The sequence below is a fragment of the Ruegeria sp. BI11 genome, assembly GCF_056538005.1.
The window spans coordinates 705,313-721,509 of sequence record NZ_JBQFSM010000001.1; the positions used below are offsets into that span (position 1 = coordinate 705,313).

19 protein-coding genes are annotated in these 16,197 nt (G+C 58.9%); 12 read left to right on the plus strand and 7 right to left on the minus strand.

Annotated features, from left to right (window positions below):
- Nucleotides 1–16 precede the first annotated feature (16 nt).
- The 4 genes from ACR0DT_RS03495 to ACR0DT_RS03510 are packed head-to-tail and all read left to right on the plus strand — an operon-like array spanning nucleotide 17 to nucleotide 3,192.
- Nucleotides 17–466 (plus strand): N-acetyltransferase family protein, encoded by a 450-nt coding sequence (locus ACR0DT_RS03495; RefSeq protein WP_480709417.1) that lies wholly within the window; start codon nucleotides 17–19, stop codon nucleotides 464–466.
- Entirely contained in the window at nucleotides 466–1,830 is a 1,365-nt protein-coding gene (locus ACR0DT_RS03500) for a DUF2927 domain-containing protein (protein ID WP_480709652.1), read from the plus strand. Before ACR0DT_RS03495 ends, ACR0DT_RS03500 begins: the two co-directional genes overlap by 1 nt.
- Nucleotides 1,831–1,833: 3 nt before the next feature.
- Nucleotides 1,834–2,004, plus strand: a complete 171-nt coding sequence (locus ACR0DT_RS03505) for a hypothetical protein (protein WP_480709418.1) — start codon at nucleotides 1,834–1,836, stop codon at nucleotides 2,002–2,004.
- A gap of 3 nt (nucleotides 2,005–2,007) precedes the next feature.
- Nucleotides 2,008–3,192, plus strand: a complete 1,185-nt coding sequence (locus ACR0DT_RS03510; RefSeq protein ID WP_480709419.1) for a vWA domain-containing protein — start codon at nucleotides 2,008–2,010, stop codon at nucleotides 3,190–3,192.
- A gap of 8 nt (nucleotides 3,193–3,200) precedes the next feature.
- Here the strand turns inward: ACR0DT_RS03510 and ACR0DT_RS03515 are convergent, their stop codons facing one another.
- Entirely contained in the window at nucleotides 3,201–3,722 is a 522-nt protein-coding gene (locus ACR0DT_RS03515) for a hypothetical protein (RefSeq protein ID WP_480709420.1), read from the minus strand.
- Between the two features lie 213 nt (nucleotides 3,723–3,935).
- Between ACR0DT_RS03515 and ACR0DT_RS03520 the strand changes: the two genes are divergently transcribed.
- Genes ACR0DT_RS03520 through ACR0DT_RS03535 form a run of 4 tightly spaced genes read left to right on the plus strand, consistent with a single transcriptional unit; the run spans nucleotide 3,936 to nucleotide 6,092 of the window.
- Nucleotides 3,936–4,157 (plus strand): hypothetical protein, encoded by a 222-nt coding sequence (locus tag ACR0DT_RS03520; RefSeq protein ID WP_480709421.1) that lies wholly within the window; start codon nucleotides 3,936–3,938, stop codon nucleotides 4,155–4,157.
- A 51-nt stretch (nucleotides 4,158–4,208) separates the two neighbouring features.
- Complete coding sequence (locus tag ACR0DT_RS03525) at nucleotides 4,209–5,165, plus strand: alkaline phosphatase D family protein (protein ID WP_480709653.1); 957 nt, start codon at nucleotides 4,209–4,211, stop codon at nucleotides 5,163–5,165.
- A gap of 9 nt (nucleotides 5,166–5,174) precedes the next feature.
- Nucleotides 5,175–5,363, plus strand: a complete 189-nt coding sequence (locus ACR0DT_RS03530) for a hypothetical protein (protein ID WP_480709422.1) — start codon at nucleotides 5,175–5,177, stop codon at nucleotides 5,361–5,363.
- Between the two features lie 39 nt (nucleotides 5,364–5,402).
- Complete coding sequence (locus ACR0DT_RS03535) at nucleotides 5,403–6,092, plus strand: M48 family metallopeptidase (RefSeq protein WP_480709423.1); 690 nt, start codon at nucleotides 5,403–5,405, stop codon at nucleotides 6,090–6,092.
- A 26-nt stretch (nucleotides 6,093–6,118) separates the two neighbouring features.
- On the opposite strand, the gene ACR0DT_RS03540 is transcribed toward ACR0DT_RS03535, so the two are convergent.
- The 5 genes from ACR0DT_RS03540 to ACR0DT_RS03560 are packed head-to-tail and all read right to left on the minus strand — an operon-like array spanning nucleotide 6,119 to nucleotide 11,333.
- Nucleotides 6,119–6,661 (minus strand): RSP_2648 family PIN domain-containing protein, encoded by a 543-nt coding sequence (locus ACR0DT_RS03540; protein WP_480709424.1) that lies wholly within the window; start codon nucleotides 6,659–6,661, stop codon nucleotides 6,119–6,121.
- Nucleotides 6,658–7,860 carry an RSP_2647 family RNA methyltransferase gene (locus ACR0DT_RS03545; protein WP_480709425.1) on the minus strand — a complete coding sequence of 401 codons (1,203 nt, stop codon included), beginning with the start codon at nucleotides 7,858–7,860 and terminating at the stop codon, nucleotides 6,658–6,660. The genes ACR0DT_RS03540 and ACR0DT_RS03545 overlap by 4 nt, the downstream gene beginning before the upstream one ends.
- Nucleotides 7,861–7,898: 38 nt before the next feature.
- Nucleotides 7,899–8,171: a hypothetical protein gene (locus ACR0DT_RS03550; RefSeq protein ID WP_480709426.1), complete on the minus strand. Its 273-nt coding sequence runs from the start codon at nucleotides 8,169–8,171 to the stop codon at nucleotides 7,899–7,901.
- Nucleotides 8,158–10,947, minus strand: coding sequence for a [protein-PII] uridylyltransferase family protein (locus tag ACR0DT_RS03555; RefSeq protein WP_480709427.1), 2,790 nt, complete (start codon nucleotides 10,945–10,947; stop codon nucleotides 8,158–8,160). The genes ACR0DT_RS03550 and ACR0DT_RS03555 overlap by 14 nt, the downstream gene beginning before the upstream one ends.
- On the minus strand, nucleotides 10,944–11,333 hold the full coding sequence (locus ACR0DT_RS03560) for a DUF4440 domain-containing protein (protein ID WP_480709428.1): 390 nt from the start codon (nucleotides 11,331–11,333) through the stop codon (nucleotides 10,944–10,946). Before ACR0DT_RS03560 ends, ACR0DT_RS03555 begins: the two co-directional genes overlap by 4 nt.
- 152 nt (nucleotides 11,334–11,485) lie before the next feature.
- Here ACR0DT_RS03560 and ACR0DT_RS03565 point away from each other — a divergent pair, with 152 nt between their 5' ends.
- The 4 genes from ACR0DT_RS03565 to ACR0DT_RS03580 all read left to right on the plus strand — a co-directional run bounded on the left by ACR0DT_RS03565 (nucleotide 11,486) and on the right by ACR0DT_RS03580 (nucleotide 13,703).
- Entirely contained in the window at nucleotides 11,486–11,908 is a 423-nt protein-coding gene (locus tag ACR0DT_RS03565; RefSeq protein ID WP_480709429.1) for a DUF2852 domain-containing protein, read from the plus strand.
- 66 nt (nucleotides 11,909–11,974) lie between these two features.
- Nucleotides 11,975–12,406: an RDD family protein gene (locus ACR0DT_RS03570; protein ID WP_480709430.1), complete on the plus strand. Its 432-nt coding sequence runs from the start codon at nucleotides 11,975–11,977 to the stop codon at nucleotides 12,404–12,406.
- Nucleotides 12,407–12,482: 76 nt separating this feature from the next.
- Nucleotides 12,483–13,307 (plus strand): arginyltransferase, encoded by an 825-nt coding sequence (locus ACR0DT_RS03575; protein ID WP_480709431.1) that lies wholly within the window; start codon nucleotides 12,483–12,485, stop codon nucleotides 13,305–13,307.
- Between the two features lie 6 nt (nucleotides 13,308–13,313).
- Complete coding sequence (locus ACR0DT_RS03580) at nucleotides 13,314–13,703, plus strand: VOC family protein (protein ID WP_480709432.1); 390 nt, start codon at nucleotides 13,314–13,316, stop codon at nucleotides 13,701–13,703.
- A gap of 132 nt (nucleotides 13,704–13,835) precedes the next feature.
- On the opposite strand, the gene ACR0DT_RS03585 is transcribed toward ACR0DT_RS03580, so the two are convergent.
- Nucleotides 13,836–16,190, minus strand: a complete 2,355-nt coding sequence (locus tag ACR0DT_RS03585) for a TRAP transporter large permease (RefSeq protein WP_480709433.1) — start codon at nucleotides 16,188–16,190, stop codon at nucleotides 13,836–13,838.
- Nucleotides 16,191–16,197 lie beyond the last annotated feature (7 nt).

Below are 16,197 nucleotides of genomic sequence, written 5' to 3' on the forward strand. Positions count from 1 at the left end.
AGACGGGACACTGTGATTGACTGACAATTTGACCATCCGCGCCTTGCGGCCCGACGACCGGGCTGAATGGTCCGACATGTGGCGCGACTATCTGGCGTTCTATGAGACAACGGTCGCCGATGACACCTATGACAGCACCTTTGCGCGGTTGCTGGGTGACGACCCAAATGATTTCTCATGCTTTGTTGCGGAACAAAGTGGGCAGCTTCTTGGTCTGACCCACTATCTGTTTCACCGCCACGCGTGGAAGGTCGAATCCGTCTGCTATCTGCAGGACCTGTTTACCCGGCCTGAGGCGCGCGGCACCGGTGTTGGACGCACCCTGATCCAGGCAGTGTATGATGAGGCTGACCGGCAGGGCGCCCCCTCGGTCTATTGGCTGACGCAGGATTTCAACCACACCGCCCGTAAGCTCTATGATCGCATTGGTAAACAGACGCCCTTTATCCGGTATCAGCGCCCATGATGCGATTGGTGGCCCTTGTTGCAGGCGTGGCGTTGGCGGGTTGCGCCACGGTTGAGCCGACCGAAGTGCCGACCCGCGTTCAGGCTATAGAAGAGGCGTTGCCCCCAGCCAAGGCGTTCACCCGTGCATATCCCAAGCCACCGGGCCGATCGAATGCCAATATCGCAGCGGATTTCGTGTCGTTGCATTTTGCGCTGGAGGGCGGCGCACAACTGCCGGTCTTTACTCGATTTGAAACCCCGATAACCGTTCGCCTAACCGGTGCGCCAACGCCTTCGATGCAGCGCGACCTGGCGCAACTGCTGAACCGCCTGCGCCGCGAGGCCGGGATCGACATCCGCCAGATCTCGGAAGGCACGGCCAACATCACAATCGAGGCCGTCAGTCAGGCGCAGATCCACGAAATTCTGCCACAGGCGGCCTGTTTTGTGGTGCCCAACTCTTCGACCTTCGATGAATACCGGCGCGACCGGCGCAAACAGAAAAGCAGCTGGAGCCGACTGCGCAGCCGCGAACGTCTGGGTATCTTCATCCCCAATGACGTCAGCCCGCAGGAAAAACGCGATTGCCTGCATGAAGAGATCGCGCAGGCGTTGGGGCCGCTGAACGATCTGTACCATCTGCCGGATTCGGTGTTCAACGATGACAATATCCACACTGTTCTGACCGGGTTCGACATGCTGATCCTGCGCACGGCCTACGCACCCGAACTGCGCAGCGGTATGACCCGCGAACAGGTCGAAGTCGCCCTGCCCGGGATCCTCAGCCGCCTGAACCCCCGCGGCGCTGCACTACCCGCGCAACCATTGTCTGAAACGCCGCGCGAATGGATCAACGCAGTTCAAAAATCCCTGCGTCCGGAATTGAGTACGCAGCGTCGCCTGCGGGCCGCACAAAAAGCCGCACGGATCGGTCAGGAACAAGGCTGGACTGATCACCGTCGCGCCTATCCGTATTACTTGATGGGACGGATGGGCCAGTTTGACAGACCTCAGGACGCACTGCGCAATTATCAGACCGCCTTGCAGTTTCTGCGCGCAAGCCCCGGCACTGAAATCCATCAGGCTTATATCACCACCCAAACAGCAGCTTTCGCCCTGGCATTGGGCGACGGTCCTGCAATTCTTCCCGAATTGGACAAGGCCATAGACGTGATGAAGCGGGCCGAAAATGCCTCACAACTGGCAACGTTGTTGCTGCTAAAATCCGAAGCCCTCAATCAGGCGGGCCGAACTTCTGAGGCACGTTCCGTCAGGCTGGACAGTCTGGGATGGGCACGCTACGGGTTCGGCTCGGAAATGGTGGTCCGGTCGCTAAGTCAGGACGTTGCGGAAGGGCCCCCCAACAACAACAGGGGCGGATAACGCATGGTCGTAATTCTGGGTATGGCGATACTAGGGGCAATCCTTGGGGCGCTGACGGCGCGCAAACGCAATGGTACCGGTGCCGACATGGCGCAATATGCCGCCGGATACGGCATCGCCTTTGCCTTGGTCGGGCTGGTACTGTCCCTTATCCTCATCCGCTTTGTGGTCTGACCGATGTTTGTGCCCTTCTTCGAAAACCTCAGAAAAGCCGGCATTCCCGTATCCTTGCGCGAATATCTGACTTTTCTAGAGGGGATGAAAAAGGGTCTGGCGACCTATGATGTTGAAGCGTTCTACTACCTAGCCCGCGTGTCGATGGTAAAGGATGAGCGCAACATCGACAAGTTCGACCGTGCCTTTGCCGCCAGTTTCGAAGGGCTGGATCAAATCAGCTTTGAACAGGTTCTTGAAGCCGTTGACATCCCCGCTGATTGGCTGGCGAAGATGGCCGAGAAACACCTGTCAGATGAAGAAAAAGCCGAAATCGAAGCCTTGGGCGGGTTCGACAAGCTGATGGAAACGCTACGCGAGAGGCTGAAGGATCAGAAAGGCCGCCATCAGGGTGGCAATAAATGGATCGGCACAGCCGGAACGTCTCCGTTCGGGGCCTATGGATATAACCCCGAAGGTGTGCGCATAGGTCAGGACGAAAGCCGCCATCGGCGCGCAGTCAAGGTCTGGGACAAGCGTGAATTCAAGAACTTGGACGACACAGTTGAACTGGGTACACGCAACATCAAGGTGGCCCTGAAACGCCTGCGTCGCTGGGCACGCGAGGGCGCGGCGGAGGAACTGGATTTGGATGGCACTATCCGAGCCACCGCCGAACACGGCTATCTGGACGTCAAAACCCGCCCCGAGCGTCACAACGCAGTAAAAGTGCTGCTATTTCTGGATGTAGGCGGGTCAATGGACCCGCATATCAAGGTGGTCGAGGAACTGTTCTCGGCCGCCCGGACCGAGTTCAAGCATCTGGAATATTACTACTTTCACAACTGCCTGTATGAAGGCGTCTGGCGCGACAATCGCCGCCGCTGGGACCAGCAGACCCCGACCCATGAGGTACTGCGCACCTATGGTTCGGACTACAAGTGCATCTTTGTCGGCGATGCCTCGATGAGCCCCTACGAGATCGCCTATCCCGGCGGGGCTAACGAGCACTGGAACAAAGAGGCCGGTCAGGCCTGGCTGCAACGCGCACGCGAACAGTGGACGTCAAATCTGTGGATCAATCCGGTTCCCGAAAAATACTGGGAATACACCCACTCGATCGGCATGATCCAAGAGATTTTCGAGGACCGCATGGTGCCGATGACGCTGGCCGGGCTGGAACAGGGAATGCGGGAGTTGACCCGTTAAAGCAATCCTTACCGTGTCATACGTGATTGACGCAGGTTCCGCAGATCCTCTGGTGTTGTAGGTCCCACAGCGGAGGGAATATCGGGGTGTTGAGGAGGTTCAGCACCTTCTTTGTCAGGCGAAACACCGTAAACAAGTGCCGACCATCCGAGGATGTTTGAAAATAGGAAGGTGGGCAAACAGGCCAGCATCGCCAGAGCTTTGGACAGCGGTTCTTCAATCCCCCAAGATATTACTCCCAACATGCCGACAAGAACGTACAGAATGAAGACGAGGCCAGACAAAACGAACACTGCGCCACCCTTCAGCACACCATTCGGATCGCCAAGCCAAGCAGGCGTAAATCGCGGCAGCCCCATCACAGCACCGCAGATCACCCCGGCCAGAAGAAGCGCAATCAGGGGAAGAACATTATGTTCTTCAGGGACACCATTGATCAGCCCGGTCAAGAGCAACACTGACATCATCAACCCGTAGCGCCCCTGTGCTTTCAGCCCAAATTTGTACAACAGAAAGAAAAATTTTTTCATCTCAACTCACTCATGCTTGGCAATCTACATTCCACCCCAATAAGTAGAAATTTCGGCAAAAATTGGGCTCGGCTGCCGCTATAACATCCCGCTGGTCATGTTCCCGCTACCAACCCCGATCAGAGCGCTAGAAGACTCGGTGGCACCAGGACAAATGATCCCTGACAGCTCACCTTGAACCCTCGAGGGTGACGTCATAGGTGAGCGAATAAAATGAGCAGTTCCAGCACCGTAACCGGCCCCATTCTGATCCTTGATGACATTCGCGACGGCAAGATGCATTTGGCCGCGCTGTTTATTTCGTTGAAAGGTCATACTCCCGGTCAGATCGAAATACCCGATGGAGCTGTTTGCCCACAACTCATGGCAGAATACTCCGCCCACGACGTGCACCGCGCGCGCTTTGCAGTTCCTGCGGATCGCCCGTCCTCCTAATGCTGGGCTGGAACCGAATACGTAGTCTCTGGCCTGACTGACGATCTGCGCATCGCCTATGCCTCGTGCAATGGCGAGGAGCATGGCGATCTTGACCGCGACGGGGCCGAACGCAATGCGATGTGGGCGCGTATGGGCGCTGAACATCAACGGACACCGTTCTCGTTGCTGCTGCATGGCGGCGATCAGGTCTATGCCGATGAAGTCACTCAGGGGCATCCGCTCAGCTATGGATGGCCGGATCACTTGCCATCGGGCCCGTTGCGCGCTGATCTGGTGACATTACGAACCCATCTGCGCGAGGGTTTCCTGCAACGCTATCTGACAAACTACGCAACCCCCGAGATCGCCTATATGATGGCCCGTGTGCCCTCGCTGATGCAGTGGGACGACCATGATATTTGCGACGGTTGGGGCTCGCTTAGGCGATCACGCACCTATTCGCCGGTTGGACAGGTGCTGTTCGACATGGCGCACGAGGCGGCGCTGCTGTTTCAGCATGGCACGGTCGAAGGAGATCTGCCCGCGCGGTTCGCCGATCCGTCCGGTCTGCATCTGGGATGGTCGGTCACGGCACCGGGCATACGATTGATCGGGCCGGATTTGCGCTCGGAACGCACCCGGCGCGAGGTGCTGGGCAAGCGCGGTTGGCAATGGATGGAGGATCTGGCCGGGCAGTCATCGCCGGGCCGCACATTGGTGATGTCGAGCGTTCCGTTGCTGGGCCCGCGCCTGTCGCTGCTGGAACTGCTGATGGTGCTGACCCCACGCATGCAGAAATACGAGGACGACCTGCGCGACCAATGGCAAAGCCGCGCCCATCGCGACAGTTGGGCGCATATGCTGGAATTGATGCAACGCATCGCGGCACCAGCGGATCAGAATGTCACTGTTGTGTCGGGTGAAATCCACCTTGCTGCGCGTGGCGAGATGAAGCTGGCTCATGGCAAGCTATTGCATCAGCTCGTCGCCTCGGGCGTCACGCACCGGGCACCGCCCCTGGCTTAGGCCCGGGTTTTGGGCGCGCTGGTCACGGTCGGAGAGACACCCCTGCCCGGTCACCCGATTCACATCCGTCGCTTTCCTGGCCAGGCGCTGCGATATGTTGCGGAACGGAACTATCTGATGGTTGCCCGCACCAGTGGACACTGGTCGGCTCAGTGGGAATTCGAGGCCTCGGGCATCTCGCCCGCGCTACTTCTGTAACCCCTTGCCAGTCTGACGGCTGTGGCCCATATCTGAGATATGCTGCGCTTTACTCCAATTCTGCTGGCCATCGCCTATGCCATTGTGATGTATCGGATTTCTGTCTGGCGCACCCATCGTGAGCTGGATGCAAAATCGACCGAACTGGCCGACCCGGCGCTGAAACGCATGACGGATCGGCTGGCAGCGGCGCTCGGGATCGATCGAGTGCCTGTCTATATCTATGAAATTGACCCGGTAAATGGGTTGGCTGCGCCGGACGGACGTATATTTATCACCCGTGGTTTTTACCGTAAATTTCTCAACGGAGAGGTATCGGCCGAGGAAATGGCCAGCGTGATCGCCCATGAACTTGGCCATGTGGCCTTGGGTCACGCGCGGCGGCGGATGATTGACTTTTCCGGCCAGAACGCATTGCGGGCGGCACTGATGATGCTGCTAAACCGCTTCATTCCTTTCATCGGCGCGTGGATCGCCAATATGCTGACCCATCTGCTGGCATCACGCTTGTCGCGTGGCGATGAATATGAAGCCGATGAATATGCCGCCGCCCTGCTGACCAAGGCCGGGATCGGCATCGGCCCGCAAAAATCACTGTTTCACAAGCTGGAAGATTTAACTCAGCAGCGCGCCGGAGTTGTTCCTGCGTGGTTGATGAGCCATCCGAAGACAGATGAGCGGATTGCAGCGTTGGAAGCGCTTGAGCAGCGTTGGGGCGCGGACGGTTAGATTTGGCAGCGACGGGCCAGCTGAAATTAAGTAACTAGCGCTTTGCCCAATCTTGGAAGACGGGCCTTTTTCATCAGGGCACGCAAGGTCCACTGATCACCGGACAGGCGATTGGCTTCAGCCAGAACACGATTGGCGACATCGGTTATGCCATCAGGGTCATCCAGCCAGAATCTGTATAGCAAGCTGTCGGGATCGCCGCGCTCCAACCCCTCTTCTGAAAGGATATTTCTTGGAAAATCTTTTGCGTTCACGGTGACGATAACATCAGCCGAAGACGCCACAGCGGTGGCAAGAACGTGGATATCGGCGCTGTCGGGCAGCCAGAGGCGTTGTTCAAGCCCCGGATTGGCTGTGCGTTCGGCCTTGGGCCATTGCGCCTGTGTCAGGGCGATTTCGGCGCGGGCCTGCGCCTCGCCTTCCGGGCCCAGCTTGCGGGCGGCACGGGCCCATTCTTCGAGGATACGAGGGGACCAGATCGGCGTGTAGTGACCTAATCTGGCAGCGCCCAACAGCATCTCTCGCATCACCGTTGGATAGATGACGCAGGTATCCAGAACCGCCTTCACAGCCGGTAGAACACGGCTTTGAGGTAGCCGCTTTCGGCCAGTTGCGGCAATTGCGGGTGATCGGGGCCGGCAAAACCCGTGTGGATCAGTTGCGCCTGCCGCCCAGCCCGACCAATCCCGCGCGAAGACGCGTCACGGAACCGACCCAGATCGGCAGCGTGTGAACACGAGCACAAGCCCAGATAGCCGCCTGATTTGACCAAGGGTGCCGCAAGCCGTGCGATACGCTCATAGGCACGCAGGCCCGCGTCTAGTGCTTGTTTCGAAGGTGCAAAGGCCGGTGGGTCGCAGATGACAACGTCAAATTGCGCGCCCTCTTCACCCAGTTTGGTCAGCACGTCGAAGGCGTCGCCCTGCCGGGTCTGGAACCTGTCCGCAAATCCCGACGCTTCAGCCCCCTGCGCGGCCAGATCCAGCGCCGCAGCCGAGCCATCGACGGACAGTACCTGAGCCGCCCCTCCGGCCAGCATCGCCAGACCAAAACCGCCGACGTGGCTGAACACATCCAACACCTGCGCACCCGGTTGTACCAACCGCGCGGCGAAGGCATGGTTGGGGCGTTGGTCGTAGAACAGGCCGGTTTTCTGACCTCCGGTGAGGTCGGCCATATAGGTCGCGCCATTCATCGGCACTGGCAGCGGCGCGTCAGGCGCTGTTCCACGCAGGGTCAGGTTTACATCATCCAGCCCTTCAAGACTTCGGGTCCGGCCCGAGGCGTTTTTGAGAACCGTTGTCACACCCGTCACGGCAACCAGTGCGTCGGTCAGCGTTTCCAGATGCGCTTCGGCCCAGGCAGCGTTGGGCTGAATCACGCAGGCATCGCCAAAGCGGTCGATGATCACGCCGGGAAAGCCATCCGCTTCGGCGTGGATCAGGCGGTAATACGGCGCATCTAATAGGCGCTCGCGCATGTCCAACGCGCGGCGCAGGCGGGTTTCGAACCATTCAGCATTCAGGTCGGCGCCAAGGTCACGATCCAGCACGCGGCACATGATTTTCGACTCGGGGTTTACAGCGACCAACGCAATAGGCGCGCGTTTGTCATCCTCCAGCACGGCCAGAGCGCCAGCAGGGATCTTGCGGGTGCGGCGGTCAGTGACGATGTCGTTGGCGTAGACCCACGGGAAGCCATGGCGCAAGCCGCGTGCATTGGCTTTGGGTTTCAGGCGGATACGGGGGCGGTCGGTGGCTTGGGTCATGACGCCCTCATAGTGCTGAACGCGCCGGGGGAAAAGCCCTAGCGCGGTCGGGAGCGCCAGCCGCCGCGTCTCTTTGGGGTTTTAGCCGATTGTAACCCTTCGGCCAGCACCTGCGTCATCGGATGATCGGCCTCTTGCCCGGCATAGATGGCATGCAGCGCGGTCAGCGCCTGAGTCTGGTCGCGATCCGCAGGCAGGCTGAGCGCCCAATCCAGAAAAATGCTGCGGCACTCGGGCAGCGTGATGCCTTCGATGCGATACGCCTCGCGGATCAGGCCCTTGTGATCGTTTGGATCGTCATTGCGCGGCATCCTGCCCCTCCTCAAGCACGCGACCGATAATACCGGCGGCGGCGGTGTAACTGTCCTGCAGCGCCCCCTGCAGGTGTTCGACCTGTTCGAACCCGGTAGCCCGGCACAGGAAAGCCGCGCCGCCTTCGCCGATGTTGTCAGCTTCGATCGCCCTGCCCGACAGCAGCCGGGCGGCGCATTGCACGGACCAGCATAGATCGTAGCATTCTTTGAGCGTTTGCGCCTGAGCGACGTCCAGCAAACCGGCAGCGACAGCGCCGTCCAAACCGGAATGCACGTCGCGCTGTGTGACACCTGACAGCAGCGCCCCGGTTTCGGCAACCAGTTCGATATCCATCATCCGTCCGGCACCATTCTTGGCGTCCCATATCCCCGCCGGGGATTTGGCAGCGGCCAGGCGCGCGCGCATTTCGACCACTTCGCGCAGTACTTTTTGGCGATCAACGGGCTGAGACATAAAATCGGCGCGGAAGGCTTCGATATCCTGCGCCAGCCCTGCGTCACCTGCGACCACGCGGGCGCGGGTCAGGGCCAGATGCTCCCACACCCAGGCTTCGTTGCGTTGGTAATTGGTGAAGCTGGCCCAACTGGTCGCCACCGGCCCCTGATTGCCGGACGGGCGCAGGCGCATGTCGACTTCATACAGCCGCCCTTGCGACATCGGTGCGGACAATGCAGTGATCAGCGCCTGCGTGAACCGCGCGTAGTAGGTTCGCGTGGCCAGGGGGCGCGGACCGTCGGACATGTCCTGATCCAGCGGGTCATAAATTACGATCATGTCCAGATCGGATTGCGAGTTGATCCGACCTGCCCCTAGCGAGCCCATACCCAGCACTGTCGCCCCGCGCCCCGGTGCGGGTCCGTGCTTCTTGGCGAATTGTTCGGTCACGCAAGGCAGGATCGCAGCGATGACGGCACTGGCCAGCTCGGCATATTGCTGCCCGGCCTGCACACCGTCGATCAGGCCGCGCAGGTGATGCACACCAATACGGAAGTGCCATTCCTTGCACCAGCGACGCGCGAAATCCAGCTGCGTTTCATAGTCCGTTTCTTGCTGTAATGCCACTGACAGTTCCGCCTCAAGCGCCGCTTGCCCTGGCCAGCCACTGAAGAAACTGCCACCAATCACCGCGTCAAACACGGCAGCATTGTGTGACAGATGGGCCGCCAATGCGTGGGAGGTGCCCACGATATCGACCAGCAGATCAATCAGGTGCGGATTTGCTTCGAACAAAGAAAACAGCTGCACACCAGCGGGCAGCCCTGCGAGGAACCCGTCCAGTGCCCGCAGCGCTTCATCCGGTTTTGCGGTTTTAGACAGGCGTGAGAGTAGTTCTGGCTTGAGACGTTCAAAAATTCGCGCGCCCCGTTGCGAGCGCAACGCCGGATAGGTCATCCACCGGGCCAGAACATTCTGGTCAAAATCGGCCTCACTTGCGGGTGCGGGGGTCGAGGAACCGGGCGCAAAGAACCCTTCGGTCAGCTCGTGCACTTCGGTCAGACGGCGGGTCAGGTCAGCGGTCAGCTCGGCGGTGTCGATCCCCATCAGGCAGGCAACGCGTTCGATTCCATCCGGAGATTGCGGAACCTTATGGGTTTGCGCATCGTGGACCATCTGAATGCGGTGTTCGACCTCGCGGTGGGCGCGGTAGTGGGCGGTCAGCTTTTCGGCCACGTCTTGCGGTATCCAGTCTTTTCCGGCCAGCGCCGCCAGACCGGGCACGGTGCCACGCACGCGCAGATCAGGGTCGCGCCCCCCGGCGATCAACTGGCGGGTCTGGGTGAAGAACTCGATCTCACGAATGCCGCCCTGCCCCAGCTTCATGTCATGGCCGGGAATTGTCAGCGCACCGCCAGTACCCTTGTTCTCGCGAATACGCAGGCGCATGTCGTGGGCGTCTTGAATGGCGGCAAAATCCAAATGCCTGCGCCAGACAAAGGGGCGCAGCGCATCTAGAAAGCGTTGTCCGGCGGCAATGTCACCGGCACAGGGACGCGCTTTGATATAGGCCGCCCTCTCCCACGTGCGGCCAAGGCTTTCATAATACCGCTCGGCCGCTTCAGCCGCCAAACAGACCGGGGTCACCGCCGGATCGGGGCGCAAGCGCAGATCGGAGCGGAATACATACCCATCCGCGGTCTTGTCGCTGAGCGTGGCGCAGAAATTCCGCGTTGCCCTCACCATCCCTTGCCGAGCGTCAAAGAAATCATCGGGGTCAAAGCGGGTTTCATCGAACAGTACGATCAGGTCGATGTCTGAGCTGTAGTTCAGCTCGTGCGCGCCCATCTTGCCCATTGCCAGAATGATCATCCCGGCAGCGGTTTCCACATCGTCTTCGGTCATCCCCGGCAACTTGTCGCGCCGGATCAGCGCCGCAATCTCGGCCTTAGCCGCCACATCTGCCGCAAGCGCGCCGAAATCCGTCAGCGCAGCGGTCACTTTCTCTAACGGCCACGCGCCCGCCAGATCAGCTAGTGCGGTCAGCAACGCCACGTGCCGCTTGGCTTGCCGCAAACCCGGTTTTAACTGATCAGGCGGCAAGGCCCGCGCTGCGTCCATCAAATCCGCTAAAGCCTGATCCGGTTGTTGCAAGGCCGATGGTAGCCATTCGCGTTCGTGTTCGATCAATCCCTTCAGATACGGGCTTGATCCCGCCGCCCCTGCGATCAACTCCCCCTGCTCGGAAGTAATGCCGGATACCGAATTCAGCGCCTCATCACCCAACGACGCATCGAAGGCCCGCGGAACACGGTGGATGGTCAGCGGACCGGTCATTGTGCCTCCAACGGAGTGTCCTGACTGAAACTGTTGACCCAGACGTCATGGCGTCGCTCCCACAGGGATGAGATCAACATCGCCTCCCATGCGTCGCTGTCGGGGCGCTGATAGTCGGCGCGATAGGACAGCAGGACGATATCGGCCGTCAGAACCCGCAGTTTTGTCTCGCTCAACTCGTACTGCGCCATCGTCGGTGCATCAGCGAATTGCCCGACATGATCATCGCGGTTGGCGAACCCAGTGGGATAGACCCCCAGAAAATCCGAGCTCAACAACGCCCGATCGGCAGAGGCATTACCTTCAACCAAGGCTGTCCAGACCTGCTTTTCCAGCTCCAGAATTTCGGTAAGTGACGGGGCGGTTTTTCGTTCTTCGACAGACATTTTTGCAAACTGCTTGGTTCTCTGGGTGACGTCAACCAAACTCAGGCGCGGCGAATAATGTAAATCTTTTTCACATCGACCCCTTGCAACCGGCCATTCGCTTCCCATCTTATCAATGTGAAAACGATTTACATCAACCCCGGAGACCTTAAATGACCGCACTGTCCGACCCCGCCGTCCCTGAAAATCCGGGATGGCTGCACCGTATCGAAGCTTGGCTTGACGACAAGGGCAAAGGCGCCTGGATCGCCGCCATGGTCCTTGGTTTCATCTTCTTCTGGCCCGTTGGCCTGGCCCTGTTGGCCTACATGATCTGGAGCAAACGCATGTTCAGCAAATCCTGCAGCCGCCGCAAAACCTGGCATAGTCACATGAGCGCCATGAAGCCCTCGGGCAACAGTGCATTTGATGCCTACAAGGCGGACACTCTGGCGCGGCTTGAACGCGAACAGCAGGACTTTGAATCCTTCCTGCGCCGCCTGCGTGACGCCAAGGACAAGGCGGAGTTCGATCAGTTCATGGACGAACGCGCCCGCGACAACCGCGACGAGGCCGATAACGGCGAACGCGCCTAATCAAGACTTGCCCTGTTTCGCCATTCGGGACAGGGTATTTTCCGAACAATATCCGGATATTACAATATGACTCACCTGCCCGATCCTGACACCCAGCCCGAGTTCTACCAGTCGGTGGCAACCAAACGCTTTGTTGCGTGGCTGTTTGACATCGCCTTTATTTCTCTGCTGTGTATCGTGCCGGTTTTCCTAACATTCGGCGCGGGACTTTTCTTTCTACCCCTGATCTACGGCGTCATCAGCTTTGTGTACCGCGTGGTCACCATCGCCAACGGGTCGGCGACACTAGGCATGCGCTTTATGGGCATTGAACTGCGCGACGCTTTCGGGGCCCGTCTGGATATGGGCAAAGCCGTGGCGCATACCGCCGGATATTTCATCAGCATGGCGTTTTTCGTGGTTCAGATTATCTCGGTCATCATGATGTTGACCAGTGCACGTTGCCAGGGACTGACGGATTCGTTCCTGGGAACAGTCATGATCAATCAGCGGGCGTAATAAATCAGCCACGTGAATCACTTGGCGGTTTAGAGAACCGTTGTTATCATCCTGTCTCAGGAAACACGGAACCTTCATGCGACACACGCTGCCCATTGCGCCGCAATTCTATGTGACGGCCCCTCAACCCTGCCCTTACCTTGAGGGCAGGATGGAGCGTAAGTTGTTCACCGCCTTACAAGGCGAAGGTGCTGATCAGCTGAACAACTCCCTTTCACAACAAGGGTTTCGCCGCTCTCAGAACGTGCTCTACCGCCCGTCCTGCACCGATTGCGCCGCCTGTCTGTCAGCCCGTATTGATGTGGCGGCCTTTCAGCCCAGCAAAAGCCAGAAACGCACCGCCAAACGCAACGCCTATCTGCAGCGTCGGGCAAACTCACCTTGGGCGACCGATGAGCAATACGAGCTGTTCCGCCGTTATCTGGACACACGCCATGCCGATGGCGGTATGGCCGATATGGACGTATTCGAGTTCGCGGCAATGATCGAAGAAACCCCGATCCGCAGCCGTGTGGTCGAATATGCCGACCCCGAAAGCGGAGATCTGATTGCCGTCAGCCTAACCGATGTTCTGGATGACGGTCTCAGCATGGTTTATTCCTTCTATGACCCTGAACAGCCGCAAAGCTCATTGGGGACATATATGATCCTCGATCACATCGATATCGCGCGCGAGGCTGGCCTTCCTTACGTCTATCTGGGTTACTGGGTGCCGGGCAGCCCCAAGATGGGATACAAAGCGCGGTTCTCAGGGCTTGAGGCTTATATTCAGGGCAATTGGAACCGTATCAATGACCCGTCCGAACTGGCGGACGGCAAGCATCATCCCCTGTCCACGGCCCCGATCGCTGAGCAGGTCGCCAACATCCAACTGCCTGACCGCCACCCGACCAAGGGCTGATCAACCATGCGACAAACGCTTCACGCGGTCACGCTCGTGGTGCCGGATTACGAAGCCGCCATTGCGTTCTACACTCAGGTTCTTAATTTCACCCTGGCGCAGGACATCGACCTAGGCGGTGGCAAACGCTGGGTGCTGGTAACGCCACCGGGATCAGACTCAGGCTCTCTGTTGCTGGCTCAGGCCGACGGACCAAACCAGATCGCTGCCGTAGGTAATCAGACCGGAGGTCGCGTGAGTTTCTTTCTGCAAACGGATGACTTCGAACGCGATTACACCGCTATGCGGGCAAATGGTGTTCACTTCGAGGAAGACCCAAGGCGAGAACCCTACGGTACAGTCGCCGTCTGGCGCGATCCGTTCGGAAATCGTTGGGACCTGATTCAATTCACCTGATCCGCCTTCATCTGGTCAAAAACATCTCGGTGTTGAATTGGCCGCAGGCCAAGAAGGGGCTGGCCCCTTCACCAAACCGAAAAAGCAAAGGGGGCCAAACGGCCCCCTTTTCCATTGGATCTCGGCGATCCATCAGTTCGGGATCAGATCCGGCACGATGGTCACAATCGACGGGAAGGACCACAAGATGCCGATTCCCACCACCTGAATGATCACGAAGGGTATGATCCCACGATAGATGTGACCCGTTGTCACCTCTTTTGGCGCGACACCCCGCAGGTAGAACAGCGCAAAGCCGAACGGTGGCGTCAGGAACGAGGTCTGCAGGTTGACCGCCACCATGATCGTCACCCATTTCGGATCGAACGACCCGCCATAGATCACTGGGCCCACGATGGGGATCACGATGTAGATGATCTCGAGGAAATCCAGCACAAAGCCTAGGATGAACAGTACCAGCATCACGATCAGGAAGACTGTGAACTCGTTGTCAAAGCTGCGCAGGAATTGCTGGATGTAATGCTCGCCCCCGAATGAGATCACCACCAGGTTCAACAGCTGCGACCCGATCAGAATGGTAAAGACCATCGACGTCACCTTGGCTGTCTCGCGCACCACGGGTGTGAGAACGTCGCTTGAGTACAGAACCCAACAGGCAAAGATCAGACCGAACAGCGCATAGAGATAAGCTGCATAGGCGAAGATGAAGGCAATCCAGGTTTCAACCGAGATATCACCTTGGTTGATGCGCAGATCGAAGTTTATGCCCATCAGCATGCAGATGAGGATAGCGAAGGTCGACCAGATGATCACCTTGCCCGAGCGCCCCTGATCCTGCAGCTTGCGATAAGCGGCCAGCATGATCGCCCCACCCGCACCCAGCGCCGCCGCCGGTGTCGGATTGGTAATGCCGCCAAGGATCGACCCTAGCACCGCGATAATCAGAACCAGAGGTGGGAAGACCACGCGGATCAGATCATTGGTGGCACAGCGTTCAGCCGCAAACTTGCAGCCGTAGATCGCCAGTGCAAACGGTATCGCCATGATCAGGAAAGCCACCCCAGACGAGGTCGTCGGCGCAATCAGCAGCACATCCACCAGCACCATCAGCAACAGGCCGATGGTCCCAACGATCAAGGGTTGCGTCGATTTCGACGGCGCAATGCCGCGACCGAACAGCAAGGTCAAACCCAGCAGCACAACAATAACCGCGACGCCCGTTCCGATCGGCGCTGCTGCTGCGATTTTGGCGTCCTGCGCGGCAGTCAACTCTTCCTCGGTCAGTCGCTGAGCTTGCGCGACACCACCAGCCTCATCCAGCGCCTGCTGCTCAGCTACGGCCTGATCCCAGGCGGACTGTCCATGCAGTTCGATCATCGAAACCTTGCACTCTTCAGACACGTTGGTGCGTAACGAAGCGCCCTCACCGATATCCGAGAAGGCCGAAACAGTGATGTTCTGGCTGCCAATCACACCTGTGCTACCCAGCAGAATGGCCCCCACGATCAACGCGACGGGCGCACCCAACAGCCAGGTCAGGCCTTCGCCCCGGGTGATCGGTTCGCCGCCACCGCCGCCCAACTCAACTGCTGGGGCTTTCTCGGGGTTCATCAGCGCATAACCAAACGCATACAGCGCATAGAGCAAGGCCAGCATGATCCCCGGCAGTAACGCCGCCTGGAAAAGAGTACCGACTGAGACCACCGCAGGCTCGCCCAGATAGGTCAGCGCATCGGTACACCCAGCCTCAACCGCGCGAGTTTCTTGCGCGGTCGAGTACAAATCACCGGCCAGCGTGCCCAAAAGAACGATCACGATAGAGGGTGGAATGATCTGCCCCAACGTCCCCGAAGCCGCAATTACACCAGTCGCCAGTTCGGGCGAATAATTGTTCCGCAGCATGGTCGGCAACGCCAGCAGACCCATCGTCACAACGGTCGCGCCCACGATCCCGGTTGAGGCCGCCAGAAACGCGCCCACAACCACGATCGACACGGCCAGACCACCCGGCAGCGGGCCGAAGACGCGCGCCATCGTGGTCAGCAGATCGTTGGCGATCTTTGAACGTTCCAGTGTAATCCCCATCAGCACGAACATCAGCACGGCCAACAGGGTTTCGATGGACTGCCCGGCCAGAACCCGCTCGTTGATGCGGTTCACGATGAACGAGACGTTGCGGTCCAGTGCGGTTTCCCAGCCAGAGGGAAAGACCGGCTCACCTACGGTTGGTAATTCCGGGTATCGAAACACGGATATGGTGTCGGGTTTCACGCCCGAATTCACCAAATCCCTATAGGCCTGTGTACCCGAGTCAATTGCTTGGTGCACCAGCAACCCGGCGCTGTCCAACGCCGCGATGATCCCGAATGAGATGATACCGGCCCCACCGATGGCAAAAGCCACCGGGAACCCGGAAAGGATGCCTCCGAAAAGGCAGAAGAATACGATAATGAGGCCTATCTCGACGCCATCAAGTCCGAATAGCATAGTCTTG

Coding starts and splice junctions, on each gene's coding strand:
- ACR0DT_RS03500 (WP_480709652.1), top strand. CDS start 466: ATGCGATTGGTGGCCCTTGTTGCAGGCGTGGCGTTGGCGGGTTGCGCC.
- ACR0DT_RS03505 (WP_480709418.1), top strand. CDS start 1,834: ATGGTCGTAATTCTGGGTATGGCGATACTAGGGGCAATCCTTGGGGCG.
- ACR0DT_RS03510 (WP_480709419.1), top strand. CDS start 2,008: ATGTTTGTGCCCTTCTTCGAAAACCTCAGAAAAGCCGGCATTCCCGTA.
- ACR0DT_RS03515 (WP_480709420.1), bottom strand. CDS start 3,722: ATGAAAAAATTTTTCTTTCTGTTGTACAAATTTGGGCTGAAAGCACAG.
- ACR0DT_RS03520 (WP_480709421.1), top strand. CDS start 3,936: ATGAGCAGTTCCAGCACCGTAACCGGCCCCATTCTGATCCTTGATGAC.
- ACR0DT_RS03535 (WP_480709423.1), top strand. CDS start 5,403: ATGCTGCGCTTTACTCCAATTCTGCTGGCCATCGCCTATGCCATTGTG.
- ACR0DT_RS03545 (WP_480709425.1), bottom strand. CDS start 7,860: ATGACCCAAGCCACCGACCGCCCCCGTATCCGCCTGAAACCCAAAGCC.
- ACR0DT_RS03550 (WP_480709426.1), bottom strand. CDS start 8,171: ATGCCGCGCAATGACGATCCAAACGATCACAAGGGCCTGATCCGCGAG.
- ACR0DT_RS03555 (WP_480709427.1), bottom strand. CDS start 10,947: ATGACCGGTCCGCTGACCATCCACCGTGTTCCGCGGGCCTTCGATGCG.
- ACR0DT_RS03560 (WP_480709428.1), bottom strand. CDS start 11,333: ATGTCTGTCGAAGAACGAAAAACCGCCCCGTCACTTACCGAAATTCTG.
- ACR0DT_RS03565 (WP_480709429.1), top strand. CDS start 11,486: ATGACCGCACTGTCCGACCCCGCCGTCCCTGAAAATCCGGGATGGCTG.
- ACR0DT_RS03570 (WP_480709430.1), top strand. CDS start 11,975: ATGACTCACCTGCCCGATCCTGACACCCAGCCCGAGTTCTACCAGTCG.
- ACR0DT_RS03575 (WP_480709431.1), top strand. CDS start 12,483: ATGCGACACACGCTGCCCATTGCGCCGCAATTCTATGTGACGGCCCCT.
- ACR0DT_RS03580 (WP_480709432.1), top strand. CDS start 13,314: ATGCGACAAACGCTTCACGCGGTCACGCTCGTGGTGCCGGATTACGAA.
- ACR0DT_RS03585 (WP_480709433.1), bottom strand. CDS start 16,190: ATGCTATTCGGACTTGATGGCGTCGAGATAGGCCTCATTATCGTATTC.